Below are 24,051 nucleotides of genomic sequence, written 5' to 3'. Positions count from 1 at the left end.
GCCTGGGCCTGGGTGGCCAGTTCGATGGCGCGACGACGGGCTTCCTGTTCCTCACCGGACAGGGCGCCGCCGGCGGGCTGCTGACGGGGCGGAGCCGGACGCGGCGTCGGCGCGGCGGCCGGCGCAGCGGTCTCGGGGCGCGGACGGGCGACATCGAAGCCCTGCGGACGCTGATGGCCGCCGGCGGGCGCTCCCGGACGGCGCTTGGTCTCGACGACCACCGTCTTGGTGCGGCCATGGCTGAAGCTCTGGCGCACGGTGCCGGTCGAAACCGATCCCGCAGCGCGCGGCTTCAGGCTCAGTGGCGCGCGCGGACCCGTCGTCGACGGGGTTCCTGCAGGCGTACCGTTGCCCTGGCCTTCGTTGGTCTTGTCGTTCTCGTCGCTCATCCGGTCGCTTTTACTCGTGGCGGGGAAGTCCGCCTGGTCTTCAAATCGTCTCGTCGCCCCCGGTCGGGGCAGAGTCTGGAAACGCGAATAGCCGTGCGCAGTCCGGCGTTACGAAAACGCCAAACCCCGCCCGTTAATCCGCCCCTTCAGGCTCGTCCTTCAGGTCCTCGTCCGACCCGTCCGCGGCGCCGGACCTGAAGTCCAGGTCCCACGTCGCAGGGCGAAGCGATCGAAATCCCGCCAGTCGTTCGACCTCGGTGGTCCAGCGATCAGCGCGCCCGCCCAGCAGCAGGACGGCGTGTATCGCATTTTCCAGCCCCAGGGCCAAACTCAAATCGTCCGCGTTGAAAGCGCCGCAGACCTTGGTGGTCTGATGCCGCGCCAAAGCGAGGATCTTGCCGCGGCCGTCAGAGGCGCCGTCGGACGCCTCGATGACCCACGCGGCCTTGCCGGCGCGGATGCTCGCAGCGGACTTTTCGAAGCCGGAGATAAGCACGCCTTCGCGCCGGGCAAGACCCAGCTGGTCCAGACAGCGCCGAACCAGCAGGTTTTCGACCATGTCGGCGAGGTCCGCGGCGGCGTTCAGCTTCGTTTTGGCGGCGCGGGAGAACAGGTTCTTCCTCGCCGCTGTCTCGACAGACACACGATCGGCGGCGACCCAAAGGCCGCGCCCGGGCAGTTTCCTGCCCAGGTCGGGGAAGACGGAGCCGTCAGGCCCGGCGACGAAACGGATCAGACGAGATTCATCCATGACCTCGTGGGTGACGAGGTCCCGGCGCTCCCTATCCGTCGTTGCGTCCCGCAAGCTCATGATCGGCCCCGCGTCCCATCACGCGTCGCGGGAAGATTCGAGGTCTTCGGCGAAGACCTCCGCGTCGCCGTTGCCCAGCGCAGCCTCTTCGAGGCCTTCATCCTGCTGGACCGGAGCGAAGACAGCTTCGGGGTCATATTCGCCCTCGGCGTACTCTTCCTCGTATTCCGGCTCAGGCTGCGGCAGTTCCGAGGCGTCGATCCAGCCGGCGGCCACGCGGGCCTGCAGGATCAGCAGTTCGGCGTCTTCCTGCGACAGGTTGAAGCTTTCCAGAACGCCCGGGACCTTGGTCCGCTCGCCGTTCTTCATTTCATAGCCGCCGCGGATTTCGTCCGTGGCCAGGTCGGCCAGATCCTCGACGGTCTTGACCCCGCCTTCGCCCAGGGCGACGGCGATGGCGCCGGTCACGCCGGGGACGGCCAGGACTTCGTCCAGCACGCCCAGTTCGATGCGCTTGGCGTCGAGGGCGGCGGCTTGACGTTCCAGGAAGTCGCGGGCGCGGGCCTGCAGTTCCTCGGCGGTGTCCTCGTCGAAGCCTTCGATCTCGGCGACTTCGTAGGATTCCACGAAGGCCAGGTCCTCGATGGTGGCAAAGCCTTCGGTGACCAGCAGCTGGGCGATGACCTCGTCCACGTCCAGGGCTTCCTGGAACAGCGAGGTGCGCTCGGCGAACTCGCGCTGGCGACGCTCGGAGTCCTGCGACTCGGTGATGATGTCGATCTGCCAGCCGGTCAGCTGGGAGGCCAGACGCACGTTCTGGCCGCGGCGGCCGATGGCCAGCGACAGTTGTTCGTCGGGCACGACCACCTCGACGCGGTCGGCTTCCTCGTCGAGTACGACCTTGGAGACTTCAGCCGGGGCCAGGGCGTTGACGATGAAGGTCGGCTCGTCGGCGTTCCACTGGATGATGTCGATCTTCTCGCCCTGCAGCTCGGCGACGACCGCCTGGACGCGCGAGCCGCGCATGCCGACGCAGGCGCCGACGGGGTCGATGGAGCTGTCGTTCGAGAGCACGGCCATCTTGGCGCGCGACCCCGAGTCGCGGGCGGCGGCGCGGATCTCGATGACGCCGTCGTACACTTCCGGCACTTCCTGGGCGAACAGCTTGGCCATGAAGCCCGGGTGGGCGCGGCTCAGCATGATCTGCGGGCCCTTGGCCTCGGGACGGACGTCATAGATGTAGGTGCGGATCCGGTCGCCGATGTTGAACACCTCGCGCGGGATCGACTGGTCGCGGCGCATGATGCCTTCGCCACGGCCCAGGTCGACGATGGTGTTGCCGTATTCGACGCGCTTGACGGTGCCGTTGACGATCTCGCCGACGCGGTCCTTGAACTCTTCGTACTGGTTGGCGCGCTCGGCCTCGCGGACCTTTCCGGTGATGACCTGGCGGGCCATCTGGGTCTGGACGCGGCCGAATTCGAACGGCGGCAGGGTCTCGACATATTCCTTGCCGACCACGGCTTCCGGATCGCGCTTGGAGGCGTCCTTCAGGCGGACCATGGCCGAGTCATTGAACTCTTCCAGCTCGTCTTCCGGCTGCCAGTCGTCCTCGACGATGGTGACGTGACGGGTCAGGCTCAGCTCGCCGGTCTTGGGATCGATCTTGGCGCGGATGTCGTGATGCGCGCCGTAGCGCGACTTGGCGCCCTTCTGGATCGCTTCTTCCAGGGCCTCGATGACGATCTCGCGATCGATGTTCTTCTCCTGGGCGACCGCATTGGCGATCTGGAGCAGTTCGAGACGGTTGGCGGAAATACCGGTGGCGGCCATCAGGCTTTGTCCTCGGGAAGGGTCTTGTTGGTGTCTTCGGGAGCCGCATCAGGCAGCTCGTCGTCTTCGGGTTCGCCGCGCGCCGCACGAAGCGCCGCGCCGCGTTTGATCAGGTCGTCGTTCATGACCAGTTTGGCGTCGACCACCCAGTCGAACGGGATCAGGGCGGTGTCGTCCTCGCCGTCCAGGTCGATGGCGACCATATCGGCGCCGTTGTCGTCCTTGTCCAGGCCCGCCAGAACGCCCTTGAAGCGCTTGCGGCCCTCGACCATCCGGTCGGCCTCCAGCCGCGCCTCGAAACCCTCGAACAGGTCGAAGTCGATCGGACGGGTCAGGGGGCGGTCGATGCCGGGCGAGGAGACTTCCAGCAGATATTCGCCGGCGATCGGGTCGGCGGCGTCGAACACCTCCGAGACCGCGCGGCTCAGACGGGCGCATTCCTCGACCGAGATGTCGTGGTCGCTCGGACGCTCGGCCATGATCTGCAGCCGCTGGCGCAGGGTGCCGCCCATCAGACGCACGCGCACGACCTCGAGGCCGAGCGACTCCGCGATGGGGTCGATCAGTTCGAGCAGCTGGCGGTCCTGGGAAGTCTTGGCGCGCAAGGCGGATCAACTCAAAAAGGCGGCAAAGAAAAAGCGGCTGGCCATCCGGGCCGCCGCTTGGAAACGGCGCCGTCGGACGCCGATGTCTAACGATGTGGGAGGCGATATAGGCCAACCGGAAGGGGTTGTCAGCCCCCTCCGGTCACGAGTCCGAATTCAGGCGTTGCCCAGATAATCCCGCTTGCCGATCTCGACGCCCGCATTGCGCAGGATCCCGTAGGCCGTGGCCACGTGGAAGAAGAAGTTCGGCAGGGCGAAGCCGGTCAGATAGGCGCCACCCTTGAAATGCTGTTCGCCGCCCGGGAATTTCAGCACCACGTCGCGGTCTTCGCCGCCCTCGAACGCCGCTTTGTCGACCGACTGGATGAAGGCGATGGTGGCGTCGATCCGGCCCTTGAGCTCGGCGAAGGTCGTCTCCGTGTCGGCCATCGACGGGTTCTCCGTCCCGCTCAGCCGGGCGACGGCGCCCTTGGCCGAGTCCGAAGCCAGCTGGATCTGGGCCGAGAAGGGCCGCATGTCGGGCGCGAGACGCGCCTCGAGCAGTTTCGCCTCGTCGAAGCCCTGGGACAGGGCCTTGTCCATAAGAGCGGACAGATTGGTGAGGGCGCGCACGAAGACCGGCGCGGAGGCGTCGTAAAGACCGAAGGCCATGAGAATTTCCCGGGTGTTTCTGATGTCCGTTTCGGACGCCCGGTATCTGTTAGGCGGACCGTTCGAATTCAAGGAACAGCGGAGCCGTATCGCCCAGTTTCTTTTCCTCATAGCGGGTGACGAGGTGATCGGCCGGGGCCGTCGTCCAGTCGTCGGCGCTCCCGGCCAGCCAGACCAGCTGCGGGTTCCGCTGGAACCGCTCCAGCGCCCATTCGGCATAGTCCTTCCAGTCGGTGACAAAGCGCAGCCGGCCGCCGGGTTTGAGCACCCGCGCGAGGGCGGCGACGAAGTCATCCTGGACCAGCCGGCGCTTGTTGTGGCGCACCTTGTGCCAGGGATCGGGGAACAGGATCATCACCCGGTCGAGCGAGGCGTCGGGCAAGGCGTCAACCACCGCCCGGGCGTCGTCGGCATGCAGGCGGACATTCTTCAGCCCGCCTTCGTCGACGTGACGCAGGGCCGAGGCGACGCCGTTCAGGAAGGGCTCGCAGCCGATCAGCAGCGCCTCGGGGTTGCGCGCCGCCTGACCCGCCAGATGCTCGCCGCCGCCGAAGCCGATCTCCAGCCAGACCGACTTCGCGTCCGGCATCAGGGCGGTCGGATCGATCGGACCGGCCCTGGGGTCCGGCACGGCGATGGACGGCATCAGGGTGTCGAACAGGGCCGCCTGCAGCGGCTTGATCGGGCGCGACTTGATCCGGCCGAAGGTCCGCAAGGGGCGATGGCCGCTGATGTCGGCAGGGGCGTTCGGATCGGGGGTCTTTGAGGCGGGCATGGCGCCCTCTAGCGGCTGATGGCGACGGAAAGAAGCCGCCAGATGCGAAAACGCCGGCCGTCCCTTTCGGAACGACCGGCAAAATCAGGACCCCGAGGGATCAGATCGTGATCAGGCGAGGGCCTTGAGCTGGTCGACCAGATCGGTCTTTTCCCAGCTGAAGCCGCCGTCGGCGTCGGGCTCACGACCGAAGTGGCCATAGGCGGTCGTGCGGGCGTAGATCGGCTTGTTCAAACCGAGGTGCTCGCGGATGGCGCGCGGGGTGGCGCCGCCGATCAGGCCCAGGATCTTCTCTTCCAGAACGCTCTCGGCGATCTTGCCGGTGCCGTGCAGGTCGACGTGGATCGACTGGGGCTTGGCCACGCCGATGGCGTAGGAGATCTGGATGGTGCAACGGTCGGCGAGACCGGCGGCGACCACGTTCTTGGCCAGGTAGCGGCAGGCATAGGCGGCCGAGCGGTCGACCTTGGTCGGGTCCTTGCCCGAGAAGGCGCCGCCGCCGTGGGGCGCCGCGCCGCCGTAGGTGTCGACGATGATCTTGCGGCCGGTCACGCCGGCGTCGCCATCAGGCCCGCCGATCTCGAAGATGCCGGTCGGGTTAATGTGCCAGACGGTATTCTCGTCGGTGAAGCCTTCCGGCAGCACTTCGAGAATATAGGGCTTCACGATGTCGGCGACATCAGCAGACGACAGGCCCGGCGCGTGCTGGGTCGAGAGCACGATCGAGGTCGCGCGGACCGGCTTGCCGTCTTCGTAGAGGATGGTGACCTGCGATTTGGCGTCAGGCTCAAGGCGCTTGTCGCCGGCGTGGCGGACCTCGGCCAGCTTCTTCAGGATGTTGTGGCTGTATTGCAGGGTCGCCGGCATCAGCTCGGGCGTCTCGTTCGAGGCATAGCCAAACATGATGCCCTGGTCGCCCGCGCCTTCGTCCTTGTTGCCGGCGGCGTCGACGCCGACCGCGATATCGGCCGACTGACCGTGCAGGCGGTTGATGAACTCGAACTTGTTCCAGTGGAAGCCGGCCTGCTCATAGCCGATGTCCTTGACGGCGGCGCGGACGGCGGCCTCGATCTCGGCCTCGACGCCCGGGGCCCAGTTGCCGGCGGTGTCCATCACGCCTTCGCCGCGGATCTCGCCGGCCAGGACCACCAGATTGGTCGTGGTCAGGGTTTCACAGGCGACGCGAGCGTAGGGGTCCTTGGACAGGAACAGGTCCACGACGGTGTCGGAGATGCGGTCCGCGACCTTGTCGGGGTGGCCCTCGGAAACGCTTTCCGAGGTGAAGAAGAAGGAAGAACGGGACAAGGGTCTGGCTCCGGGAACGCCCGCTGGGCGCGATTGGGACCAGACATATAAAGATATGCTTATATGTTCAAGGCTTCGGGTGGAGGGAACGGCGCGACAGGGGGGGCGCCGCCGACGGTTCCCCCGCCAGCCAGCGTTCGAGAACGCCGCCCAGCAAGGCATAGAGGGTGATCAGGCCGAATACCCATTGCGCCACAATATTCTCGCGCGCCGTGACCTCGGGTCGGCTCATGACGGCCAGATAGGCGAGGACGACCAGCCCCTGGGCGGCGGTCGCCAGCAGCAGCCACCAGCGATCGTACTTCAGCGTCATCCAGCCGAGCACAGCCAGCAGAACGAGATCGGCGGCGGCAAGACCGACCATCACTTCCCCGACCCGGGCCGGCTGCAGGAAGGGGGCCGCGAGATAGTTGAGCAGCAGGACCACAACGACCGCACGCTCGGCGTGCCCCCCCTTCAGCCAGGCGACCGGCAGGATCACCACGGTCGAAATCAGGAAGAAGAGCTGGGTCGGCGGCACGGGTCGGCTACGACTTCTGCTTGGCGACGCCGGGATAGACCTTGGCGTCGATCTTGCCGACCGCTTCGTGCATCTCGCCCAGCATCACCACGGTCGTCGCGACGAAGGCGGCCAGGATGATGGTCAGGCCCACGATCAGGGCGATGCGAAGCGCCGGGTTTCGCGGGGGTGGCCGATATCCGAGACGGGCGCCGTCGGAAGGGTCCGGCGCCGCGACGGCGGCCCGCTCGCGCTCGGGCTTGTCCGGCTCGGTAATGGGCCCGGAGGGTGTGATGGACCTTTTCGGATCCTCCACAACACCGTCCGCGACGGGTCCGGCGGAGGCCTCTGGTACGATCGGGTCCAGGAGCGCGAGGGCGGCCTTGCGCCGGTTGACGCCCAGACGCTGACACGCCTCATGGACGTGCTTCTTCACCGTGGCTTCCGAAATGCCGAGGTGGGCCGCGATCTCCTTGTCTGTGCGGAAGGCGGTGAGGCGCAGACACTGCTCCTGACGCGCGCTCAAACGGGGATGCATCGACGACTCCAAGGGATCGTCTCAACTAGAGCGTTTGCCCTGTCGCCGTCCACCATCTGAACGTGGTTCATCAGGCAGAAAACGCGGGATTTCAAGCCTGCCGTCCTGCAGCATCTTAAAAGTGGGACACCTCGCCCCGCTTTGGGACGGTCGCGGACGTCGGTCTCGCTGTCGGGACGAGGGACGATGGCCCGACGCTGGAACATCGGGCCACCCCATCCGCAATGGATCGCCGCTCGAGGGTGCGGCGCAGGGGTGTGAGCCCCATAGAAAAGACGTCGCCGCCGGGGCCCCGCCTCAGGTCTCGCGCAGAAATATTGCGGGCGCTTCGCTCTTCGGGCGTCGTCGCGGCCCGGCCTTTGCAACCTGAGCCATATTCAGCGGCCCGTGTATCAGGCCGCGACGTCCGGATATGCCGTATGCTCATCGCCGCCATCGTCCTCGCCGCCGCCGCCGTCGTCGCGGTCGTCGTCCTGTTCATCCGCGAGGGGATCGAAAAGCGCGGCTATCTGAGGAACGCCCGACGCAAGCCCGGCCGCATCCCGCTCAACTGAAACAGACCATCCCGACGGCACCCGCCGCGGAGCCTTGGATTTCGGAAGAAAAGGTCGCAGCGCTAGTCAGCGTCGAACGCATTACCGAAACCGTCGGGCCAATTAATCTCATCGAGACCGTATCGAGAGACGCTAAACCCGTCCAGATGGTCAGCGAATCCCGGCTTATCGACGTAATGTCGTATAGCCTCTTTAGCTGCCTTCTCTGACCGAAAGATGCCGAGCGTCTTAACGTGCTCGCACCTGTCTTCATAAGCATGCTCAAGCAGCCAGACTTCTTCGCTGGTTTTATTCATTCAAAACCTCGATCGCGTAATTCCGCAGCCGATTAAACGCACCTCTCGCCCCAGCCATTCTACGCACATTCCGCAAATTCACGGCCATTACGGGCGCTATGGTCGTGAATTCCTGGTCAATACTCGAATTGTTGGTCACTTCGCGCCTCCCCGCCGATCACAAGAGAACATCCGCTTAGTGATGCTCGGGAGGGAGTGGTGCCGCTTAGGTGACTCGAACACCTGACCCCATCATTACGAATTCCACTCAACCGGTGCCGTCAAACCCATTGCCGGCTTGGCTTCAAGCGCCAAAAGGCCAACCAGAAATTCGGGCACCCAACCCCTTCCCAGTTTGGCCGAAGCGAGTGTCTGAAACGTTCCGACGGGAGGCGCCTTCCCGTGGATGCGTCTGGAATTTCGACCTGCGCCATACCTGCGAACCCGTGACCACCGCGCGTTTTAGATGTCGCGTTTCTGATCGGTGCCCACGGCCGCTTCCGACCCATGTCGGACATTAGCACAGTCCGCTTTAGAGGGGGGCGTCGCGTATGACTCAGCCGATATCGGGGTAGTTAGTTTTCAACGCGCGCAAATCGCTGATCCGGCGATCATGAGCGGGAATGATGTGGTTAAGCAGCGCGGAGGTCATTGCATCCGTGAACGAGAGGCCCGCCATGCGTTTGGCATCCTCTAGGACGTATTCGTTCGCCACGATCAGACTGTTGATCTTTTGCGGCATGAAGGACGTGACCAAGGTGTCGTCGATGGCTTCCGGCGGAACCCCTGCCTCAGCTATCTCGCCGAGGAGTTGGTTGCGGATCAGTTTGTCGAGGTCCGGGAGATTCATAGCTCGATCATGCACGCTTCCGGATGATTTTGTCATCAGCGTTAGGTTTCGGCCTCCAGCGCCCCACCCTTGTCGGACGTTGCGAAAGTCCGCTTACGGCTAAGACGCCGTCGGGCTTTCGTAAACATCAGAGCTGAGAGATCACAAGGGCTTGGCAAAGCCCCAAAGGGCTCCGAAAGCCGCTGACAAGAGGATTATCGAAAAACACCGCTAGACGGATCGAGCCTTCTCATACACTTCTGATTGTGACGAGGGGCTTAGAATGTCTAACGAAGACCTAGAGTTGCCGGCGAGCGAGCCGGTGTCCGTGTTCAACAGCGATCTGCCGATCGAAGTGAAATTGGATCGAGCTCGAACCGAGCTACTCGATCTTTCGGCGCGCAATCGCCTGCTCAGCATTCCTCGATCTGCAAAGAGCGCCAAGACGCTCGAATGCGTTGATGAGCTTGGAGTTGAGGTTTTCCGCCTGCTGGTGAAGGAGAGCAAGGCCTTCACCTTTGTTCCCGGAAAAGGTGAGGTGATCGAGAACGAGGATGGCGTCGAAGAAATCGCTGAACTCGCTCAGCCCGAGGACGATGGTGTAGATTCGCGAGGGGTCGCCAATCGTCATGCCGACACCCGGTTGCAGACACGTCTCACCCCCGCCGGGCTGCAGAAAAAGTTGCTGGACCTCTATTACGACGCTCGGACTCTCGAAGAGGAGCAGGGCGTCAATATCCTCTTCCTGGCCATCGGCACGCTCAAGTGGGTCGACCCCAAGAACCCGGCTTTGGTGCGCTACGCCCCTCTCGTTCTCGTCCCTGTAGAACTGGAGCGAGGAAACGCGGCAGAGAAGTTCAAACTAAGGGCGAGGCAGGAAGATGTTTCCGCAAACCTGTCCCTCGAACTCTTTCTTGACCGTGTGCATGGGCTGAAACTGCCGACATTCGAGGCTTCCGAGGATTTCGACTTGTCGGCCTACATGGCGGCTGTAGCCGAAGCGGTTGCCGCCAAGCCGGGCTGGGAGGTCAATCAAAACGATCTGGTCTTGGGCTTCTTCTCGTTCGCCAAATTCCTGATGTATCGGGATCTCGATCCTCAGAACTGGCCCGCTGGCGCGAAACTCTCTGATCATGCGATTCTGAAGCCGCTGATGACCGTGGGCTTTCCCGAAGGAGAGCCACCTTCATCGCACCGGGCGATAGCGGCTTTCGCGAACGCGATCGACCGGTCCGGATCCGCGCGGACGCCGACGTGAACCGGTTGGCCTTTTCGGGTCTGGAATCCCTCATGGATTTCGAGCGAGGGGTCAGGCCGGAAATCAAACGTGGTCGCCATGGCGTCGTAGGGCGTCACGCACCGATACTCACGGCCGTCGGTCACAACGCTATGGGTCGTGAAGTCCGCGAATGGTCCGTTCTCGATCCAGCCGGCAACGGGCCTCAGGGTTCCGAAGCTACGTGCGGCGGCTTCAGCTGCATTGTTATGACAGTCATGCGGAATGAATCCGAAGCTCGCTAAATGCCGAGCGGGTTCACGGGTGACGGTGACGGTCGGTAGCGCTGCAATCTCCGAGTAGAGCTCGGCCTCGTCCGGGAACGGATCTAGCAACGAAGGTTCGATGGCTGCCCGGTAGGCCTGAGCAAACTTTGCGTCCCGTCTGGCCCGATTGCGCTTTCCCTCACCCATTTCTTAGCCCGTGTATCAGCTGCGCGGGCAACTGCAATGTGAGGGTGGTGCCGAAGTGGCGGGATGCCAACACCTACACCTGCGCAACGTGTGACGACCTGCGCTTCACAAACACATCTGGCAGCTTGGCCCGTAGCTCTTGCTCCACGAGATGTGTAAGTGCTCCTTGACCGGAGGAATTTTCTTCAATTCGGACGGCGATTTTGTCCCGTACCGCGCCCGAAGTTGCCTTAGGAATCACTATCGATAGCAGGTCTTCTGTTGTTACGGACGAGAGGCCGTCGGAGCCTGTAGCAAGGCCCCGCATCTGCACTCTGAACGCTTCGCTCGATAGCCCGAACACGATGTCCGCGAGATCCACACCTGAGTCTGGACGAAGCTCGAACTGGGTGCAGCCGCTCGTTACAAGCAACTTCCCGTCCGCGGCTCTATCGTCGGCGATTAGCCATTTCCCCGCGCTAGACCAAATGTTCGCAATGAAAATGTCTCCCGGCAGCGCCGCCAGCTTTGCTCGGCTGGGAAGCGCCCAGCCCTTCACGCGCTGGATGACGTAGGATCCGAAATTCTCGAAGATTTGGTCGATTTCGACGTAATCATACTCCGTAGACGGCTGTTTCTTCCACTTGCGCTGAACTGGCTGAAGCACATCGCCGAGTTGGACATGCGGATGTTGGCGGATTTGAGCGACAACGGTTTGCAGCTTAGCTGATCGGCGCTTCGCATCGAGTATGAGATCCGGGTCGTCCAAAATCTGGCTCGCTTGAACTACCCAACTGGACCCGCCTACCGCATCGGCTACCCCTGGCCGAAACCACGGGAATGCCTCCACTGTCGTCGAGGTATAAAGCTCCGCCAGCACACGGTCGAAATCCGCGTCGATCGCCGGGGTATTTTCTGGCGTCAGCTCCAGAGAGCCGTCGCTGTCGTTGCGTCGGTAAATGCGCTCAGCACGCTTGCTCTGAAGGTTCCAACCGACCTTGTCGACTAGGTTGAAATGAATAGGATATGCGTCTCGATAAACGATTCAGATATCATTGTTCAAAGTCTCGCTCCCGAGTGCTAGAGGACAGCGGCGCACTACTCCCTGTTGAATTAGGCTCCGTAAGAATGAACTTGGATCTCGTGAAAGGCATCGCTTCCGATCTCGTGTCCGAGAAGGGGTGGGAGTTGGTCGAGTACATCGACGCAGGCGCATCGGGAGCCGTGTTTGAAATCAAACACCCCGAGCATGGCCGGGCAGCCCTGAAGGTCTACGATCCCAAATTCTTCGAAGGCGATGATGCCGCTATCGAAGTGAGACGGGTGGTCTTGCAGGAGGATCTTAAAGGCCACGGAAACAAGTATCTCGTCGAGATCTTTGAGATTGGCGAGTACGTGCCCGGCGCGACCCATTATCTCATCATGGAGCTTTGTCCCTGGAAAAGCCTCGACAAACACATCGCCGAGCTTCCGGATGACAGAGTGGAGGAGCTGCTCCGCCAGCTCGTCGAAGCTGTTAGTTTTCTCGACAGCCGCCAACTGGTCCACCGGGACATCAAGCCGGCGAACATCGCGCTCGCTCCCGACTTCAGTCAGTTGAAGCTGCTCGATCTCGGGGTGTTGCGGAAGATGAACCCAGAGGAAGGCGGAGGCACGGAAAGCAAGCGTTTCGTAGCCACGACTCAGTACAGTCCACCTGAATATCTATCGCGGGATGAGGCAGAGGGCGAAGAGGGCTTTGAAGCGCTCAACGTCTACCAAGTCGGAGCCGTATTGCATGACATGATCATGAAGCGCCCGATCTTTGACGATGAAGTAAAGACCAAGAACAAATACATCCTCTTTAAAGCGGTAACTTTCACGCGCCCAACGCTCTTCAATCGCAACCTGCCAGCACGCCTGATCTCGCTGTGCCGCGCTGCTCTCCAGAAGGATCCTGCCAAGCGCTTGGCGGGCGTCAAGCTGCGCGATTTGGCCCAACCGATGGACAGCACCGAAGCGGTAAGACGGCGTCTTGCGGCGCAAAGGCCAGATCGGGAACCGTCCACGAACGAGCCGTCCCTTCGGCTCTGGACGCCGCGCGCCGAGGCATGGATTCGGTCTGCGCTGACTTCCGAGAAGGCGATCATCGGCCCTCACGTTCTCAAGCTCGATAAAGACGCTGCGGGGGTGACGTGGACATTACGCCTCAAATCTCTCGGTCTAACGATGGGTTTGCGGCTAGAGCGGGCGGAGGATGGCCCCTACCTATCTCTGATTGTTGCTGATGGAGCCGCCTCGGAAGGAACACCTCTGCTCGAAATCTACGCGGACGGTCCCGGCATGGAAAAGGACGCCATCGTCGTGCAACTGCGTGAACTGATCTTGTTTGCATTAGACGCCGCCCAAGACGGCGAAATCGAGGAAGAAGCGACCGATGAATGAGACTTGGTGGGTAGACCCGGCGGATCTGGACGAATCCCAGCTTAAGGTCCTCGCCGAGGGGCCGGACAGCTCAATGCTGATCATCGGACCGCCCGGGTCCGGGAAAACGAATATACTGATCTTGAGGGCGAACTACGTTCGGTCGGTCGCACCGCGCATCTTGTTCCTGACGTTTACGCGCACCCTAACGGAATTCCTAAGGGCCGGACCAAACGTAGTTCGGCCGGACCAGCTCCAGCCGGGCGAGATCATGACCTTCATGGCTTGGGGCATCCGCACCATCAAGGAGAACGGGGGTCAATTCGAGTTCTCGGCTGATTTCGACGCTCAAAGAGAGGCGGTGATCGAAGAGCTCAATCGTCTGCTTGACGAAAACAAGATCGGGGAGCTCTACGACGTCGTCTTCATAGACGAGGTCCAGGATCTCCGCGCGGACGAGCTCGCAATCATTCAACGCGTCACAGACCGCATCAACGCGGCTGGCGATGCGCGCCAACGCATCTACGATCATCGGGAAGGTCTTCCGACGATTGAAACGATGGTCGACAAAGTCCTCGAACTGGACACGCACTACCGCGTCGGCCGGAAGATTTGTGCGTTCGCCGACAAAATTCTCCCCCCGCCGCCGGGAGGCCAGACTTTGGAGGAAGGATCCAACTATGATGAAGACAAGCGAGAGTCGTCGGTAGACGTGGTTTCGTCGGCTACCCGTGATGGTCAGCGTCAATGTGCACGCTGGCCGCCAATCTGACCTGCTCCGACCCGGTCCCGCTCGGACTGAATGCTCCGACGATCACCTGAAGGCTGCGACGATCGTCCAGCGTCCAACGATTCCAGGCGAGGAGCTGATGCATTGGCACAGCGCTGCGCCTGACCGGAGGCGGACGAGAGCCACCCCGACGAACGGCGTCCGCACGTACAAGCTGGGCTTCCATCTGGCGGAAGAGACCCAGCGCCTTGTCATAGCCGGCGCATTTCATGGCTAGTTCCCCGAACACCACTTCGGCTTTGTCATCAAACTCGACCAGAAGGTCAGACCTTTCATCGCCAGACAGTCGGGCTTGCAGCGGAGTCGTGCCTCCAGCGCTCGAACGGCATCGAAACCGCCGTTCGATTTCGGTGCGAGACATGTAGGGCTTGATAGTGATCAATCGGTCGAGATGCTGCATCACTGCTGCCCTCGGTTCGGTTGGCGCCCGCTCTGAAAATCGAGTTTGGCTTTGCTTGGGATTGCCTTCTTCCTAATGGACGACGGCTGGGTCTGGGCGGCTTCGGCCTCCTCACACAGGTCCCAGAGAGATCGGGTAGAAAGAGAGGCGGCTCCAGGCTGATCGAACTTCCGGATGACGATCAGCTGGATCAACTCCCGGGTGCCAATCTCGGTGCTGCGACGCCTCTGAACTTCTACGCTTTCGAACTGATTGGCTTTCCATCTCACGTAGGCGCCTTTCAGGTAGCTGTTGGAAGAGGCAGGCTCACCGTGACGGGCGTAAAAGAACGCCCATAGGCCTGCCCAAGCACCTTGGAAATCGTTTGAATTCCAGACGGTGGCCCTTACCCATATCTCGACCAGATGCGTTTCAGTGAAGGTGAGTTTGATATCGAGGGCGTCCGTGAAAGCCCCCCCGAATAGTCGCCGCCCCCACACGCCGGGCTTCGCTTCAAGGAGCCCGGGAAACGATGATTGCGCTTCTGCGAGACTAGCGGTCGCAGACAATATGCGTGCAGTTTCAGTGACGTATTTGGCGATGGGTGATTTCATGTTCGTGCCTTTGGTTGGGTGACGGACGCAGGTCTTCGAGCCCGCAGCGCTGAGCGGCGGGGGTGGAGCAAGTTGATGGGTGGGGGTTGTTATCCGGGCTCGACCCCGCGTGATGTTGCGAGACCCTGTCGATATAGGCAGTGTCCGCAGCCGAGTATGTCGGCAGTTCGGCCACCATCTCGGTCATGGGCGATCCACCTTCGGGCGGAATGAAAAAGCCCTTCGATGCCAGAGCTGCGGCGACATCGTCCCTCGACATGCCCAGATGGACGCCCTTGGCTTCAAACAGACCCAGATACTCGGCAGTGGACGACGGCATGACGTCATCCGAAGGGGGCGGCGGGTTGGCGGCAGCCTGCTTTTCGGCCTCGATCACTTTGGCATAGTCCTCGGCTGAATAGCCTTGGTCCTTGCCCTTGCACCCGGCGAGGGCAGCCAGGATTGCTGCTGCGATGATGACCCGCTTCATTGGTCATCTCCGGCCGGGGTATTGGCCAGTCGATTCAGTTCGGCGATCTCTTCGGCGGTGTAGCCGTCCGGACGCCTCTCGCTGTGGTGATGGATGGTGGCGAAGAGCGCCGGGATCTTCTCCGGCTCGGGTGCGGGCTTGGCCTTGTCGTCGTCGGGCGTGGTCATAATGGCGGTCACCTTAGGTTCCAGTGGGCCACCGGCCTCCCCGCTCAAGGCGACCGAGACAACGAGCGACGTCGGTATTCTTTTTATGGAATAAACTTGGCCGTCCAGCGACGTCAACGCTGGGGCGATGGACATCCGGGTTGTGTTGGGAAGGAATGTGAGGCGGCTTCGCCTCGCCGCAGGCCTGACCCAAGAGCAGTTGTCCGACCGCTGCGATTTCGACCAGCGCTACATCAGCGAACTCGAACGAGGGTTGCGAAACCCCGCAATCCTCAGCGTCCACGAAATCGCCGTGGCCCTTGGCACGAGCGCTGTTGCCCTCATCACCCCGGACGTGGACGGCGACCCCGAAGGCTGATCATCGGCCTCGTGGAGGTCAGATGGCGTCGTCGAACGAGCCCACACGCTCGCAGCTATTCCTCGCCGCCGTGGGCGAACGGGTGATGTTGTTCCGGGAGACAGCCTGCCTCAGCCCGCAGACGCTGGCGTCGAGGACCGGCGTGTCGGTCGCCTATGTAAGGCGGCTGGAGATGGGACGGGCTGATCCGAGCCTGACAAAGCTAGAGCGGATCGCTACGGCCTTGAGCACCACCGTTCAGGAACTTCTTGACGTCGATGGTGAGGAGCTGGGGATGGCGGCCAACCACCGTTCACCGGACTCCTCGCATAGGTAGAATCGGCCCATGATACGTTTCCTAAAGGAGAAGACCATGAGCAAGCCGCAAGATCGAATGGTGTCCCAACGTCCTGATGGCACTTGGGCGAACACTCGAAACGACGCCGATAAAGCGTCGAGCCTGCATGACACTCAGGCCGAGGCAATCGCCGCTGGCAAAGGCATGTTGGCCAGACAGGGTGGTGGCGAGATTTCGATCCAAGGACGGGACAACAAGATCCGAGCCAAGGATACGGTCAAACCGGGCAACGACCCCAAAAAGACAAAGGGTTGAGCTCGTGACCTATCATGATTTCGGTAAGTCAAACTCAGCAATATCCACGGGTCGGTCGCGGGTAGCTAGGTTTTGATGCCTATAGATTTCGTCTATACTGTATAGTAAGTGGTGCCGCTTAGGTGACTCGAACACCTGACCCCATCATTACGAATGATGTGCTCTACCAGCTGAGCTAAAGCGGCCTGCTATACTTACTCTACTTTAATCTACACTAACCGTGAAACCCGGCTGGAAAAACCACTCATTACGAATGATGTGCTCTACCAGCTGAGCTAAAGCGGCCTCTGGCGACCGGGGCGAGGGCCCACGGCGCGAGGTGCGCTCTTTATACGGGACGCGGGGCCTTGCCAAGCGCCTCGATCAGGCTGTTTTCATCCGGGTGGGCGGCGATGCGGATTTCGGTGAAGCCCGAGGCGCGGATCGGTTCGGCGACAGCGGGCGAAAGGGCCACGGCGATCCGGTTCGCCAGAGCGGCCGGCGGCGCCCTCCGGGCCAGGGCCTCGGCTGCACGGGCGGACTGCAGCAGGACGATGTCGAAGGCTTCAGGGACGGGCGCCGCGCTCTCGACGGTGCGATAGACGGCCAGCGATCGTGTCGGGACCCGACCGGCCAGCAGCACGGTCAGATCCGCCGCCGGCTGTTCGGCGCCCGGGACCAAGAGAGCGCCCTTGCGGCCGCTCCAGTCCCGCGCGATCCGTTCGGCGAGGGCCGCCGCGTCGCCCCCGGCCGAGAGGACATCCGTGAAGCCCTTGCGCCGCGCCGCCCCGGCGGTGCGATCCCCGACGGCGAAGACCGGCCAGTCGCGGCGCGGGGTCAGGTCAGCGAAGGCCAGGCCGTTGACGCTGGTGAAGGCCAGGGCCGCGACGTCGTCCAGCGAGACCTCTGGCGCGGAAAAAGCCGGATCGAGGGCCAGCAGGGGGGAGACCACGGCCTCATATCCCGCATCACGGACACGGTCGGCGAGGCGGTCGGCGCCGGGCGCCGTGCGGGTGATCCAGACGATCGGCCCGGATGCGCTCACGCCGGGTCCAACGACTCGGGGGCCACTTCCTGATCGCCCGCCGCCACATGGACCTCATGGCCGAGCGTCTGGCCGAGCGCATGGGCCGCGGCCTCGGCGTCGGCGGCGTGGATGTCGCCGAGCGTCCCGGACCGGCGCCAGCGGGCCGAGCCGTCGGGGCTCAGCATCTCGGTCGTCAGCAGCAGATGGCCGTTGCCGAAGGTCGCATGGGCCCCGACCGCCGTGCGGCAGGACCCTTCCAGTGCAACCATCGCTCCGCGCTCGGCCGCGACGGCCAGGGCCGTCATCGGATGGTTGAGGGCGGCGATCCAGCGGGCGTGCTTTTGCGCCTCCTCATCCCCGTCGCGGGTCTGGATAGCCAGAGCGCCCTGCCCCGGGGCTGGCAGGAAACGATCCAGCGACAGCCGCTCGCGGATGACTTCGGACAGGCCCAGCCGGTTCAGCCCGGCAGTGGCCAGAAGGATGGCGTCGAACTCCCCGTCAGCCAGCCGCTTCAGCCGGGTGTCGACATTGCCGCGCAGCATCTGGATGTCGAGGTCGGGCCTGAGCGCCAGGGCCTGGGCCTGACGCCGCAGCGAGGCCGTGCCGAACCGGGCTCCGGCGGGCAGGTCGTCGAAGGACGCATACTGGTGGCTGATGAAGGCGTCCGAGGCGTCTTCACGCTCGGGGATGGCGGCGATGCGCAGGCCCTTCGGCTGTTCGGCCGGGACGTCCTTCATCGAATGGATGGCGACATCGACGCGGCCATCCAGAAGGGCCTCCTCGATTTCCTTGGTGAACAGGGCCTTGCCCCCGATCTCCAGCAGGCGGCGGTCCTGAACCCGGTCGCCGGTGGTGACGATCTCGACCAGCGGAACCTGTTCGATCGACAGGTCCATGGCGGCGGCGATGGCGCGCTGCATCATGCCCGACTGGGCCAACGCCAGCTTCGAACGCCGGGTGCCGATGCGAATGACAGGGGACGCTGAAGTCATGTGGGCGTTGCGCAGGCCTTGTGGGGTCGCTACCTCGACCCGATGAGTATCGGCGCGGACTATAGCAGCGGGAACCACCCGGCAACCGAGGGCCAATTGCCCAAGGGCGATCTGGTCGTCCTCGGGCTGGAGACCAGTTGCGACGAGACGGCGGCCTCGGTCGTGCGGCTGACGCCGGACGGGACCGCGACGGTCCTGTCCTCGGTCGTCCATTCCCAGATTGACGACCACGCGGCCTTCGGCGGGGTCGTGCCCGAGATCGCGGCGCGCAGCCATGTCGAGATGATCGCCGGCGTGACCGAACGCGCCATGACCGAGGCCGGTCTGGGCTATGGCGAACTGGACGGCGTCGCGGCCACGGCGGGACCGGGTCTGGTCGGTGGCGTCATGGTCGGCCTGAGCTTCGGCAAGGCGGCGGCCCTGGCGCGCGGCCTGCCCTTCGTGGGGGTCAACCATCTGGAGGGCCACGCGGTCTCGGCCCGGCTGGGCGCGCCGGTGGCCTATCCCTTCCTGCTGCTGCTCGTCTCGGGCGGCCATTGCCAGCTTCTGGAGGTGCGTGGGATCGGCGACATGAGCCGGCTCGGCACCACCATTGACGACGCCGCCGGCGAGGCCTTCGACAAGATCGCCAAGGCCATGGGGCTGGGCTACCCGGGCGGGCCGGCGCTGGAGAAGCTGGCCGCCTCGGGCGACGGCTCGCGCTTCGACCTGCCGCGCGCCCTGCTGGGCCGCAAGGACTGCGATTTCTCCTTCTCGGGGCTCAAGACTGCCGCCTCGCGTCTGGCCCAGACCGTGGAGACCGATCAGGACCGCGCCGATCTGGCCGACGCCGTCCAGTCCGCCATCGCCCGCCAGCTGGCAGAGCGCTCCGAGCGGGCGATGAAGGATTATGCGGAGAAGCACGAGCACCGGCTGTTCGTGGTGGCCGGGGGCGTGGCGGCCAACAGGACGGTGCGGTCGACGCTGGAAGCCGTGGCCGCGAAGCAGGGCTTTTCCTTCCTCGCGCCGCCCATGGCCTATTGCACCGACAATGCCGCGATGATCGCCCTGGCGGGCGCCGAGCGGCTGCAACTGGGGCTGACCTCGGACATTGATACAGCCGCCCGGCCGCGTTGGCCGCTGGACGAAGCGCGCGCCTTGGCCGATCCTGTCCACCCCGCGGGCCGCAAGGGCGCGAAAGCGTAGGAAACACGCATGGAATTTCGATCTGCGGGCGTGATCGGCGCCGGCGCCTGGGGCACGGCCCTGGCGCAGGTGACAGGCTGGGCGGGGCTCGACACCCTGCTGCAGGCGCGCGAGCCCGAGGTGGTCGAAAGCATCCGCGAGCGACGTATCAATGAGGCCTTCCTGCCGGGCGTCGTGCTGGACGACCACGTCAACGTCACCCCCGACATCGCCGATCTGGCCGCCTGCGACCTGATTCTGGCTGTGCCCCCGGCCCAGCACCTGCGCTCGGTGATGACGGCCTTCGCCGCCCATTATCGCCCGGGCGTGCCCATCGTCCTCTGTTCCAAGGGCATCGAGCGCGGCTCACTGAAGCTGATGACCGATGTGCTGGCGGAATCGATCCCGGGCGCGACGGTCGCGGTCCTGTCGGGGCCGAGCTTCGCCGCCGACGTGTCGCGCGGCCTGCCGACGGCCGTCACCCTCGCCTGCGCCGACGCGGCTCTCGGCGAAGAACTGATGTGGACCCTGTCGGCGCCCGGTTTCCGGCCCTATCTGGCCACCGACCTGATCGGCGCCGAGGCGGGCGGGGCGCTGAAGAATGTTCTGGCCATCGCCTGCGGCATCGTCGAGGGCCGGGGTCTGGGCCGCTCGGCCCACGCCGCCCTGATCACCCGGGGCTTCGCCGAGATGACCCGTCTGGCCGTGGCGTTGGGCGGCGAGGCGGAAACGGTGGCGGGGCTGTGCGGTCTCGGCGATCTCGTCCTGACCTGCTCCAGCCCGCAGTCGCGCAACATGAGCCTGGGTCTGGCCCTCGGTCAGGGCCAGACGGTCGAACAGGCGTTGGCCGGCAAGCGTTCGGTCGCCGAGGGCTATGAGAGCGCGCCCGCCGTCCGGGATCTGGCCCGCAAGCTGGGCGTCGAGACCCCGATCTGCGAGGCCGTCGCCGCCGTTCTGGCTGGAGAAACCACCGTCGACGTGGTCATCGACGGCCTGCTGTCGCGCCCGCTCAAGGTCGAGCGCAATTGAGCGAAGAGGCGGCTGAAGCGCCGACGGAGCGCAAACGCGTCTGGACCACCCCGCCGAACGTCACCCTCGGCCTGATCGACGACATCGCCGAGCCGGGGTCACGCGGCTATGTGCTTCAGATCGGCGAGGCCTTCTTCCACGGCTTCGTGGTCAGGAAGGGCGGTGAGGTCGCGGGCTGGATCGATCGCTGCCCGCACGCGGGTTTCCCGATAGCCATCCAGATGGATCGCTATCTGACGCCTGACGGCGCGCTCATCCTATGCGGCTGGCACGGGGCGGTGTTCGAGCCGATCAGCGGCAAATGCGTCGGCGGACCGTGCGCAGGCGGAAAACTGTCGCCCTGGCCCGTGAAGGTCGAGGGCGGAATCCTGCGCACGGCCTGAAGGGGCTTTAGCCCTCTTCTTCGCCGCCGAAGGCCTCATCAACCTCGTCTTCGGTGATGCGCTTGGAGGGATCGCCCGGCTGGCCGAGGTTCTGTTCCTCGGTGCCGTCGCCCAGCATGCCGGGGTGCGGATCGGTATCCTTCGGGTCAGCCATGATCGTCATCCTGTTGGAGGAGACTCGACAACGCCGCGTCGACCCCGGCGTTCCGGGGCAGGAAGGTTACTTCTTCAGCCGACGCGCATTGGCCAGGGCGGTGTCGTGGATCGGCTTCAGCGCCTCGGCCTGGGCCTTCAGGAGTTCGGTGTTCAGGGTCAGCATCTGGCCGGCGGCCCGGCCCCACCAGCCCATGGCGTAGTCATACTGGGCGGCGGCGAAGGCCTGGGGCGTGGCGGCGGCGGCCATGGCGGTCGCGGCCTTGCCCGCATGGCCCAGCTCTTCCATCGCCGACTGCGACAGCCGCCCGCCGACATCGCCGAGGTTCTTGCTGAGAGACGCGGCGGCCTCGGACAGGGCCTCGGTCTTTTCCGAACCCATCAGGGCGATCTCGGTCAGGTCGGCCCGGGTCGGGTCGGCCATCCCGGCGGCAAGGATTTCCAGCCGGGCCACGATGACGTCGCCGGCTGCCTTCATCATCTCACCACCCGCGACGGCCGTCGTCGCCGCCGAACGGGCGTTGGTCGCGGCGCGCCGGCTGTCAGCCAGGAATTTGTCGAGCAGGTTTTCGGTCATGGTTTCAGTCGTGCGCCCCCCGGAGACCATGAGCAAGCGATCTTAAGGCAGGGTTTCGTTCGAAAACTCGGCGACGTCCCGCAGCAGGGCCGGAATCGCCAGGTCGATGATGCGCTGACCCTTCTCGGGGCTGGCCTGGGCCGGGTCCGAACCGATACGGCCATCCGGGAAGCGGGCGCGGTAGTCCAGGGCGTCGCGGATCGGGCCATTGGGGGCGATCTTCGGGCTGTAGTCGGCGGTCTTGATCCGGTCCGGATAGGCGGCCTGGGTCACGGCGATCTCGGAAGGCGTCGCATGCATGCCGTGGCCGGTCGGGAACAGGGAGTTGCACAGCCCCATGACGCCGGGAAGGTCCCACCAGTTCCTCAGCTTGAGCACCATCGGCGGATGCTCCTCGACGAAGGACCATTCGGCATAGATTTCCGAAAAGGTCGCCTCGATGGTGGCGACATTGCCGCCGTGGCCGTTGAGGAAATAGATCCGCTCGAAGCCGTGGCGGCTCAGCGAGGAAACCCAGTCGGTGATCGCGGCCATGAATGTCGAGGGGCGGAGCGAGATGGTGCCGGCGAAGGCCAGATGATGCTGGGCCATGCCGATGTTGAAGGTCGGGGCGACGACCAGGCTGTCATCGGTCTTCTCGGCCGCGTGGGCGATGATCTCGGGACAGAGCCAGTCGGTGCCCAGAAGTCCGGTCGGGCCGTGCTGTTCGTTGGAGCCGATGGGGATGACCACTGTCTTCGTCTGCTTCAGACGGGCGTCGATTTCGGGCCAGGAGGACAGGTGGATCAGCATGGTTCGGACTCCGACGCGACAGCAAGTGCGCGCCTTGTATCAGACCCCGGACGGTTCGCGCGATTTCAGCGCAACGATTTCTCCGTCCCGGCGGTTGGCGAAGGCCCAAGCCTCCTCTACCCCTGCGAACAGCCATGACCCATCCTTCATCGCCCTTGCCCGCGGAAGTCGACGTCGCCGTGATCGGCGCCGGATCGGCCGGAATCGCGGCGGCGCGGCGGCTGGCGAAAGCGGGGGTCTCCGTCATCGTTCTGGAGGCGCGCGACCGGATCGGCGGCCGGGCCCACACCGTGCACCGGCGGCTGACCCAGCATCGCGGCGGCAGCCTCGACCTGCCGCTCGACATGGGTTGCGGGTGGCTGCATTCGGCCGATGAAAATCCCCTCGTCGCCGAGACGCGCGAGAACGGCCTGACCGTCGATGAGACCCCGCCGCCGTGGAACCAGGCCGCCTTCGGCATGTCGGTGGACGAGCGCGCGGCCTATCGCGCCGCCTATGACGCTTTCGACGAGCGGGTGGAGGCGGCCGTGGCGCGTGGCGAGGACCGGCCCGCGGCGGACTTCTTCGCTCCGGCCGACACCGCTGAAGGTCGCTGGAACGGCCGGATGGACGCCCTGTCCGGCGCCCTGAACGGGGCCAAATTCGCCGAAGTCTCGACCGTCGACTACGACGCCTACCGCGACACGGGGGTGAACTACCGGGTGCTGGAGGGCTACGGGACCCTGATCTCGACGCTCGGACGCCCCGTCCCCGTGGTGCTGGACTGCCCGGTCGGAAAGATCGACCGGACCGGACCGCTGATGAAGGTCGAGACCCTGCGTGGGGCGGTGCTGGCGAAGACGGTGGTCCTGACCGTCCCGACCAATCTGATCGCATCCGAGGCCATCCGCTTCGATCCGCCTTTGCCGCAGACGGTCGAGGCGGCGGCGGGCCTGCCGCTGGGTCTGGCCTCCAAGGTCCATATGGCGGTCGACATTCCCGAGGACTTCCCGAAGGACGGCCAGCTCTGGGGCCGCAGCGATACGGCCCAGACCGCCGCCTATCATCTGCGTCCCTTCGGTCGACCGGTGATCGAGGCCTATTTCGGTGGCGACCTGGCCTGGGGGCTGGAGGCCGAGGGCGAGGCCGCCTTCTTCGACTTCGCCGTCAGCGAGCTGGTCGACCATCTGGGCTCGGACTTCAAACGGCGGCTGACGCCCCTGACCACCTCGATGTGGGGCGCCGAGACCTGGTCGCGCGGCGCCTATTCCCACGCCCTGCCCGGCCATGCCGGCGACCGCGCCCGGCTGAGCCATCCGGCCGAGAGCCGCCTGTTCGTCGCCGGCGAGGCCACGGCGCCGCATTTCTTCGGCACCTGCCACGGCGCCTGGATGGAGGGCGAACGCGCCGCGCTTCAGGCCATGGCGGCGCTCGGCGTGGACCGCTGGCTGTCGGAGCCGCGGGAAGAGCAGTGAAGGCGCCTGTGAAGCCGAAGGCCGCGGCAAAGAGTAAATCGAAGGCCAAACCCGCCC

31 protein-coding genes and 1 tRNA gene are annotated in these 24,051 nt (G+C 64.4%); 11 read left to right on the top strand and 21 right to left on the bottom strand.

Going from position 1 to position 24,051, the window contains the following annotated elements; all coding sequences use genetic code 11:
• From AC07U0_RS06330 to AC07U0_RS06290, 9 genes are all read right to left on the bottom strand, one after another.
• Nucleotides 1-389: translation initiation factor IF-2 associated domain-containing protein (locus AC07U0_RS06330; protein ID WP_494719163.1), on the bottom strand; the 389-nt coding region annotated here is incomplete at its 3' end.
• Nucleotides 390-522: 133 nt separating this feature from the next.
• Nucleotides 523-1,200 (bottom strand): RNA-binding protein, encoded by a 678-nt coding sequence (locus AC07U0_RS06325; protein WP_494719162.1) that lies wholly within the window; start codon nt 1,198-1,200, stop codon nt 523-525.
• An 18-nt stretch (nt 1,201-1,218) separates the two neighbouring features.
• A complete protein-coding gene (gene nusA, locus AC07U0_RS06320) occupies nt 1,219-2,973 on the bottom strand; it encodes a transcription termination factor NusA (protein WP_494719161.1) in 1,755 nt (584 codons plus the stop codon).
• Nucleotides 2,973-3,578 (bottom strand): ribosome maturation factor RimP, encoded by a 606-nt coding sequence (gene rimP, locus AC07U0_RS06315; RefSeq protein WP_494719160.1) that lies wholly within the window; start codon nt 3,576-3,578, stop codon nt 2,973-2,975. The genes nusA and rimP overlap by 1 nt, the downstream gene beginning before the upstream one ends.
• Nucleotides 3,579-3,734: 156 nt before the next feature.
• Nucleotides 3,735-4,229, bottom strand: a complete 495-nt coding sequence (locus AC07U0_RS06310) for a DUF1993 domain-containing protein (protein ID WP_494719159.1) — start codon at nt 4,227-4,229, stop codon at nt 3,735-3,737.
• A 49-nt stretch (nt 4,230-4,278) separates the two neighbouring features.
• The gene (trmB, locus tag AC07U0_RS06305) at nt 4,279-5,004 is read right to left on the bottom strand and encodes a tRNA (guanosine(46)-N7)-methyltransferase TrmB (protein ID WP_494719158.1); all 726 of its coding nucleotides are present in this window, start codon (nt 5,002-5,004) and stop codon (nt 4,279-4,281) included.
• A 111-nt stretch (nt 5,005-5,115) separates the two neighbouring features.
• Nucleotides 5,116-6,309 carry a methionine adenosyltransferase gene (gene metK, locus AC07U0_RS06300; RefSeq protein WP_494719157.1) on the bottom strand — a complete coding sequence of 398 codons (1,194 nt, stop codon included), beginning with the start codon at nt 6,307-6,309 and terminating at the stop codon, nt 5,116-5,118.
• A gap of 67 nt (nt 6,310-6,376) precedes the next feature.
• Entirely contained in the window at nt 6,377-6,829 is a 453-nt protein-coding gene (locus AC07U0_RS06295; RefSeq protein ID WP_494719156.1) for a hypothetical protein, read from the bottom strand.
• Between the two features lie 7 nt (nt 6,830-6,836).
• Nucleotides 6,837-7,346, bottom strand: coding sequence for a helix-turn-helix domain-containing protein (locus tag AC07U0_RS06290; RefSeq protein ID WP_494719155.1), 510 nt, complete (start codon nt 7,344-7,346; stop codon nt 6,837-6,839).
• Nucleotides 7,347-7,765: 419 nt separating this feature from the next.
• Here AC07U0_RS06290 and AC07U0_RS06285 point away from each other — a divergent pair, with 419 nt between their 5' ends.
• Nucleotides 7,766-7,900: a hypothetical protein gene (locus tag AC07U0_RS06285; RefSeq protein WP_494719154.1), complete on the top strand. Its 135-nt coding sequence runs from the start codon at nt 7,766-7,768 to the stop codon at nt 7,898-7,900.
• A 62-nt stretch (nt 7,901-7,962) separates the two neighbouring features.
• Here the strand turns inward: AC07U0_RS06285 and AC07U0_RS06280 are convergent, their stop codons facing one another.
• Both AC07U0_RS06280 and AC07U0_RS06275 read right to left on the bottom strand, forming a co-directional pair.
• On the bottom strand, nt 7,963-8,196 hold the full coding sequence (locus tag AC07U0_RS06280; protein WP_494719153.1) for a DUF7336 domain-containing protein: 234 nt from the start codon (nt 8,194-8,196) through the stop codon (nt 7,963-7,965).
• 535 nt (nt 8,197-8,731) lie between these two features.
• A complete protein-coding gene (locus AC07U0_RS06275) occupies nt 8,732-9,025 on the bottom strand; it encodes a hypothetical protein (protein ID WP_494719152.1) in 294 nt (97 codons plus the stop codon).
• Nucleotides 9,026-9,287: 262 nt separating this feature from the next.
• Between AC07U0_RS06275 and AC07U0_RS06270 the strand changes: the two genes are divergently transcribed.
• Nucleotides 9,288-10,262, top strand: coding sequence for a DUF4011 domain-containing protein (locus AC07U0_RS06270; RefSeq protein ID WP_494719151.1), 975 nt, complete (start codon nt 9,288-9,290; stop codon nt 10,260-10,262).
• A gap of 504 nt (nt 10,263-10,766) precedes the next feature.
• On the opposite strand, the gene AC07U0_RS06265 is transcribed toward AC07U0_RS06270, so the two are convergent.
• Nucleotides 10,767-11,552, bottom strand: a complete 786-nt coding sequence (locus tag AC07U0_RS06265) for a restriction endonuclease subunit S domain-containing protein (protein ID WP_494719150.1) — start codon at nt 11,550-11,552, stop codon at nt 10,767-10,769.
• A 248-nt stretch (nt 11,553-11,800) separates the two neighbouring features.
• Here AC07U0_RS06265 and AC07U0_RS06260 point away from each other — a divergent pair, with 248 nt between their 5' ends.
• Both AC07U0_RS06260 and AC07U0_RS06255 read left to right on the top strand, forming a co-directional pair.
• Nucleotides 11,801-13,096: a protein kinase domain-containing protein gene (locus AC07U0_RS06260; protein WP_494719149.1), complete on the top strand. Its 1,296-nt coding sequence runs from the start codon at nt 11,801-11,803 to the stop codon at nt 13,094-13,096.
• The gene (locus AC07U0_RS06255; RefSeq protein ID WP_494719148.1) at nt 13,089-13,847 is read left to right on the top strand and encodes a UvrD-helicase domain-containing protein; all 759 of its coding nucleotides are present in this window, start codon (nt 13,089-13,091) and stop codon (nt 13,845-13,847) included. The genes AC07U0_RS06260 and AC07U0_RS06255 overlap by 8 nt, the downstream gene beginning before the upstream one ends.
• 417 nt (nt 13,848-14,264) lie before the next feature.
• On the opposite strand, the gene AC07U0_RS06250 is transcribed toward AC07U0_RS06255, so the two are convergent.
• From AC07U0_RS06250 to AC07U0_RS06240, 3 genes are read right to left on the bottom strand one after another with little or no spacing between them, the layout of a single operon-like run.
• Complete coding sequence (locus tag AC07U0_RS06250; protein WP_494719147.1) at nt 14,265-14,858, bottom strand: hypothetical protein; 594 nt, start codon at nt 14,856-14,858, stop codon at nt 14,265-14,267.
• A complete protein-coding gene (locus AC07U0_RS06245) occupies nt 14,827-15,327 on the bottom strand; it encodes a hypothetical protein (protein WP_494719146.1) in 501 nt (166 codons plus the stop codon). Before AC07U0_RS06245 ends, AC07U0_RS06250 begins: the two co-directional genes overlap by 32 nt.
• On the bottom strand, nt 15,324-15,506 hold the full coding sequence (locus AC07U0_RS06240; RefSeq protein WP_494719145.1) for a hypothetical protein: 183 nt from the start codon (nt 15,504-15,506) through the stop codon (nt 15,324-15,326). Before AC07U0_RS06240 ends, AC07U0_RS06245 begins: the two co-directional genes overlap by 4 nt.
• Before the next feature lie 115 nt (nt 15,507-15,621).
• Between AC07U0_RS06240 and AC07U0_RS06235 the strand changes: the two genes are divergently transcribed.
• Genes AC07U0_RS06235 through AC07U0_RS06225 form a run of 3 tightly spaced genes read left to right on the top strand, consistent with a single transcriptional unit; the run spans nt 15,622 to nt 16,444 of the window.
• A complete protein-coding gene (locus AC07U0_RS06235; protein WP_494719144.1) occupies nt 15,622-15,852 on the top strand; it encodes a helix-turn-helix domain-containing protein in 231 nt (76 codons plus the stop codon).
• A gap of 22 nt (nt 15,853-15,874) precedes the next feature.
• The gene (locus AC07U0_RS06230) at nt 15,875-16,168 is read left to right on the top strand and encodes a helix-turn-helix domain-containing protein (protein ID WP_494719143.1); all 294 of its coding nucleotides are present in this window, start codon (nt 15,875-15,877) and stop codon (nt 16,166-16,168) included.
• 36 nt (nt 16,169-16,204) lie between these two features.
• Nucleotides 16,205-16,444, top strand: a complete 240-nt coding sequence (locus tag AC07U0_RS06225; protein ID WP_494719142.1) for a DUF2188 domain-containing protein — start codon at nt 16,205-16,207, stop codon at nt 16,442-16,444.
• Nucleotides 16,445-16,553: 109 nt separating this feature from the next.
• Here AC07U0_RS06225 and AC07U0_RS06220 read toward each other — a convergent pair.
• The 3 genes from AC07U0_RS06220 to hemC form a co-directional block, all read right to left on the bottom strand.
• Nucleotides 16,554-16,629 (bottom strand) — tRNA-Thr (locus AC07U0_RS06220).
• A 143-nt stretch (nt 16,630-16,772) separates the two neighbouring features.
• Nucleotides 16,773-17,468, bottom strand: coding sequence for a uroporphyrinogen-III synthase (locus tag AC07U0_RS06215; protein ID WP_494719141.1), 696 nt, complete (start codon nt 17,466-17,468; stop codon nt 16,773-16,775).
• Nucleotides 17,465-18,442: a hydroxymethylbilane synthase gene (gene hemC / locus AC07U0_RS06210; protein WP_494719140.1), complete on the bottom strand. Its 978-nt coding sequence runs from the start codon at nt 18,440-18,442 to the stop codon at nt 17,465-17,467. The genes AC07U0_RS06215 and hemC overlap by 4 nt, the downstream gene beginning before the upstream one ends.
• A 42-nt stretch (nt 18,443-18,484) precedes the next feature.
• On the opposite strand from hemC, the gene tsaD reads away from it, so the two are divergent.
• From tsaD to AC07U0_RS06195, 3 genes are read left to right on the top strand one after another with little or no spacing between them, the layout of a single operon-like run.
• Nucleotides 18,485-19,627 (top strand): tRNA (adenosine(37)-N6)-threonylcarbamoyltransferase complex transferase subunit TsaD, encoded by a 1,143-nt coding sequence (gene tsaD / locus AC07U0_RS06205; RefSeq protein WP_494719139.1) that lies wholly within the window; start codon nt 18,485-18,487, stop codon nt 19,625-19,627.
• A gap of 9 nt (nt 19,628-19,636) precedes the next feature.
• Nucleotides 19,637-20,635: an NAD(P)H-dependent glycerol-3-phosphate dehydrogenase gene (locus tag AC07U0_RS06200; protein ID WP_494719138.1), complete on the top strand. Its 999-nt coding sequence runs from the start codon at nt 19,637-19,639 to the stop codon at nt 20,633-20,635.
• A complete protein-coding gene (locus AC07U0_RS06195) occupies nt 20,632-21,018 on the top strand; it encodes a Rieske (2Fe-2S) protein (RefSeq protein WP_494719137.1) in 387 nt (128 codons plus the stop codon). The genes AC07U0_RS06200 and AC07U0_RS06195 overlap by 4 nt, the downstream gene beginning before the upstream one ends.
• A gap of 7 nt (nt 21,019-21,025) precedes the next feature.
• On the opposite strand, the gene AC07U0_RS06190 is transcribed toward AC07U0_RS06195, so the two are convergent.
• From AC07U0_RS06190 to AC07U0_RS06180, 3 genes are all read right to left on the bottom strand, one after another.
• Nucleotides 21,026-21,172, bottom strand: a complete 147-nt coding sequence (locus AC07U0_RS06190) for a hypothetical protein (protein WP_492946228.1) — start codon at nt 21,170-21,172, stop codon at nt 21,026-21,028.
• 66 nt (nt 21,173-21,238) lie between these two features.
• Nucleotides 21,239-21,748 carry a phasin family protein gene (locus AC07U0_RS06185; RefSeq protein ID WP_494719136.1) on the bottom strand — a complete coding sequence of 170 codons (510 nt, stop codon included), beginning with the start codon at nt 21,746-21,748 and terminating at the stop codon, nt 21,239-21,241.
• Nucleotides 21,749-21,790: 42 nt separating this feature from the next.
• Complete coding sequence (locus tag AC07U0_RS06180; protein WP_494719135.1) at nt 21,791-22,540, bottom strand: creatininase family protein; 750 nt, start codon at nt 22,538-22,540, stop codon at nt 21,791-21,793.
• Between the two features lie 134 nt (nt 22,541-22,674).
• On the opposite strand from AC07U0_RS06180, the gene AC07U0_RS06175 reads away from it, so the two are divergent.
• On the top strand, nt 22,675-23,994 hold the full coding sequence (locus AC07U0_RS06175) for a flavin monoamine oxidase family protein (protein ID WP_494719134.1): 1,320 nt from the start codon (nt 22,675-22,677) through the stop codon (nt 23,992-23,994).
• The last annotated feature ends 57 nt before the right edge of the window (nt 23,995-24,051 follow it).

This window comes from Brevundimonas sp. GW821-FHT02A10, from assembly GCF_059422025.1.
The sequence above is the reverse complement of the archived record's forward strand: the minus strand, read 5'-3'. Positions and strand labels throughout refer to the sequence as shown.

What these genes read in the sequence shown, in the direction of transcription:
- AC07U0_RS06325 (WP_494719162.1), bottom strand. Translation starts at nt 1,200, where the DNA reads ATGAGCTTGCGGGACGCAACGACGGATAGGGAGCGCCGGGACCTCGTC.
- nusA (WP_494719161.1), bottom strand. Translation starts at nt 2,973, where the DNA reads ATGGCCGCCACCGGTATTTCCGCCAACCGTCTCGAACTGCTCCAGATC.
- AC07U0_RS06310 (WP_494719159.1), bottom strand. Translation starts at nt 4,229, where the DNA reads ATGGCCTTCGGTCTTTACGACGCCTCCGCGCCGGTCTTCGTGCGCGCC.
- trmB (WP_494719158.1), bottom strand. Translation starts at nt 5,004, where the DNA reads ATGCCCGCCTCAAAGACCCCCGATCCGAACGCCCCTGCCGACATCAGC.
- AC07U0_RS06290 (WP_494719155.1), bottom strand. Translation starts at nt 7,346, where the DNA reads ATGCATCCCCGTTTGAGCGCGCGTCAGGAGCAGTGTCTGCGCCTCACC.
- AC07U0_RS06285 (WP_494719154.1), top strand. Translation starts at nt 7,766, where the DNA reads ATGCTCATCGCCGCCATCGTCCTCGCCGCCGCCGCCGTCGTCGCGGTC.
- AC07U0_RS06280 (WP_494719153.1), bottom strand. Translation starts at nt 8,196, where the DNA reads ATGAATAAAACCAGCGAAGAAGTCTGGCTGCTTGAGCATGCTTATGAA.
- AC07U0_RS06275 (WP_494719152.1), bottom strand. Translation starts at nt 9,025, where the DNA reads ATGAATCTCCCGGACCTCGACAAACTGATCCGCAACCAACTCCTCGGC.
- AC07U0_RS06270 (WP_494719151.1), top strand. Translation starts at nt 9,288, where the DNA reads ATGTCTAACGAAGACCTAGAGTTGCCGGCGAGCGAGCCGGTGTCCGTG.
- AC07U0_RS06260 (WP_494719149.1), top strand. Translation starts at nt 11,801, where the DNA reads ATGAACTTGGATCTCGTGAAAGGCATCGCTTCCGATCTCGTGTCCGAG.
- AC07U0_RS06255 (WP_494719148.1), top strand. Translation starts at nt 13,089, where the DNA reads ATGAATGAGACTTGGTGGGTAGACCCGGCGGATCTGGACGAATCCCAG.
- AC07U0_RS06250 (WP_494719147.1), bottom strand. Translation starts at nt 14,858, where the DNA reads ATGAAATCACCCATCGCCAAATACGTCACTGAAACTGCACGCATATTG.
- AC07U0_RS06245 (WP_494719146.1), bottom strand. Translation starts at nt 15,327, where the DNA reads ATGAAGCGGGTCATCATCGCAGCAGCAATCCTGGCTGCCCTCGCCGGG.
- AC07U0_RS06235 (WP_494719144.1), top strand. Translation starts at nt 15,622, where the DNA reads ATGGACATCCGGGTTGTGTTGGGAAGGAATGTGAGGCGGCTTCGCCTC.
- AC07U0_RS06230 (WP_494719143.1), top strand. Translation starts at nt 15,875, where the DNA reads ATGGCGTCGTCGAACGAGCCCACACGCTCGCAGCTATTCCTCGCCGCC.
- AC07U0_RS06225 (WP_494719142.1), top strand. Translation starts at nt 16,205, where the DNA reads ATGAGCAAGCCGCAAGATCGAATGGTGTCCCAACGTCCTGATGGCACT.
- hemC (WP_494719140.1), bottom strand. Translation starts at nt 18,442, where the DNA reads ATGACTTCAGCGTCCCCTGTCATTCGCATCGGCACCCGGCGTTCGAAG.
- tsaD (WP_494719139.1), top strand. Translation starts at nt 18,485, where the DNA reads ATGAGTATCGGCGCGGACTATAGCAGCGGGAACCACCCGGCAACCGAG.
- AC07U0_RS06200 (WP_494719138.1), top strand. Translation starts at nt 19,637, where the DNA reads ATGGAATTTCGATCTGCGGGCGTGATCGGCGCCGGCGCCTGGGGCACG.
- AC07U0_RS06190 (WP_492946228.1), bottom strand. Translation starts at nt 21,172, where the DNA reads ATGGCTGACCCGAAGGATACCGATCCGCACCCCGGCATGCTGGGCGAC.
- AC07U0_RS06185 (WP_494719136.1), bottom strand. Translation starts at nt 21,748, where the DNA reads ATGACCGAAAACCTGCTCGACAAATTCCTGGCTGACAGCCGGCGCGCC.
- AC07U0_RS06180 (WP_494719135.1), bottom strand. Translation starts at nt 22,540, where the DNA reads ATGCTGATCCACCTGTCCTCCTGGCCCGAAATCGACGCCCGTCTGAAG.
- AC07U0_RS06175 (WP_494719134.1), top strand. Translation starts at nt 22,675, where the DNA reads ATGACCCATCCTTCATCGCCCTTGCCCGCGGAAGTCGACGTCGCCGTG.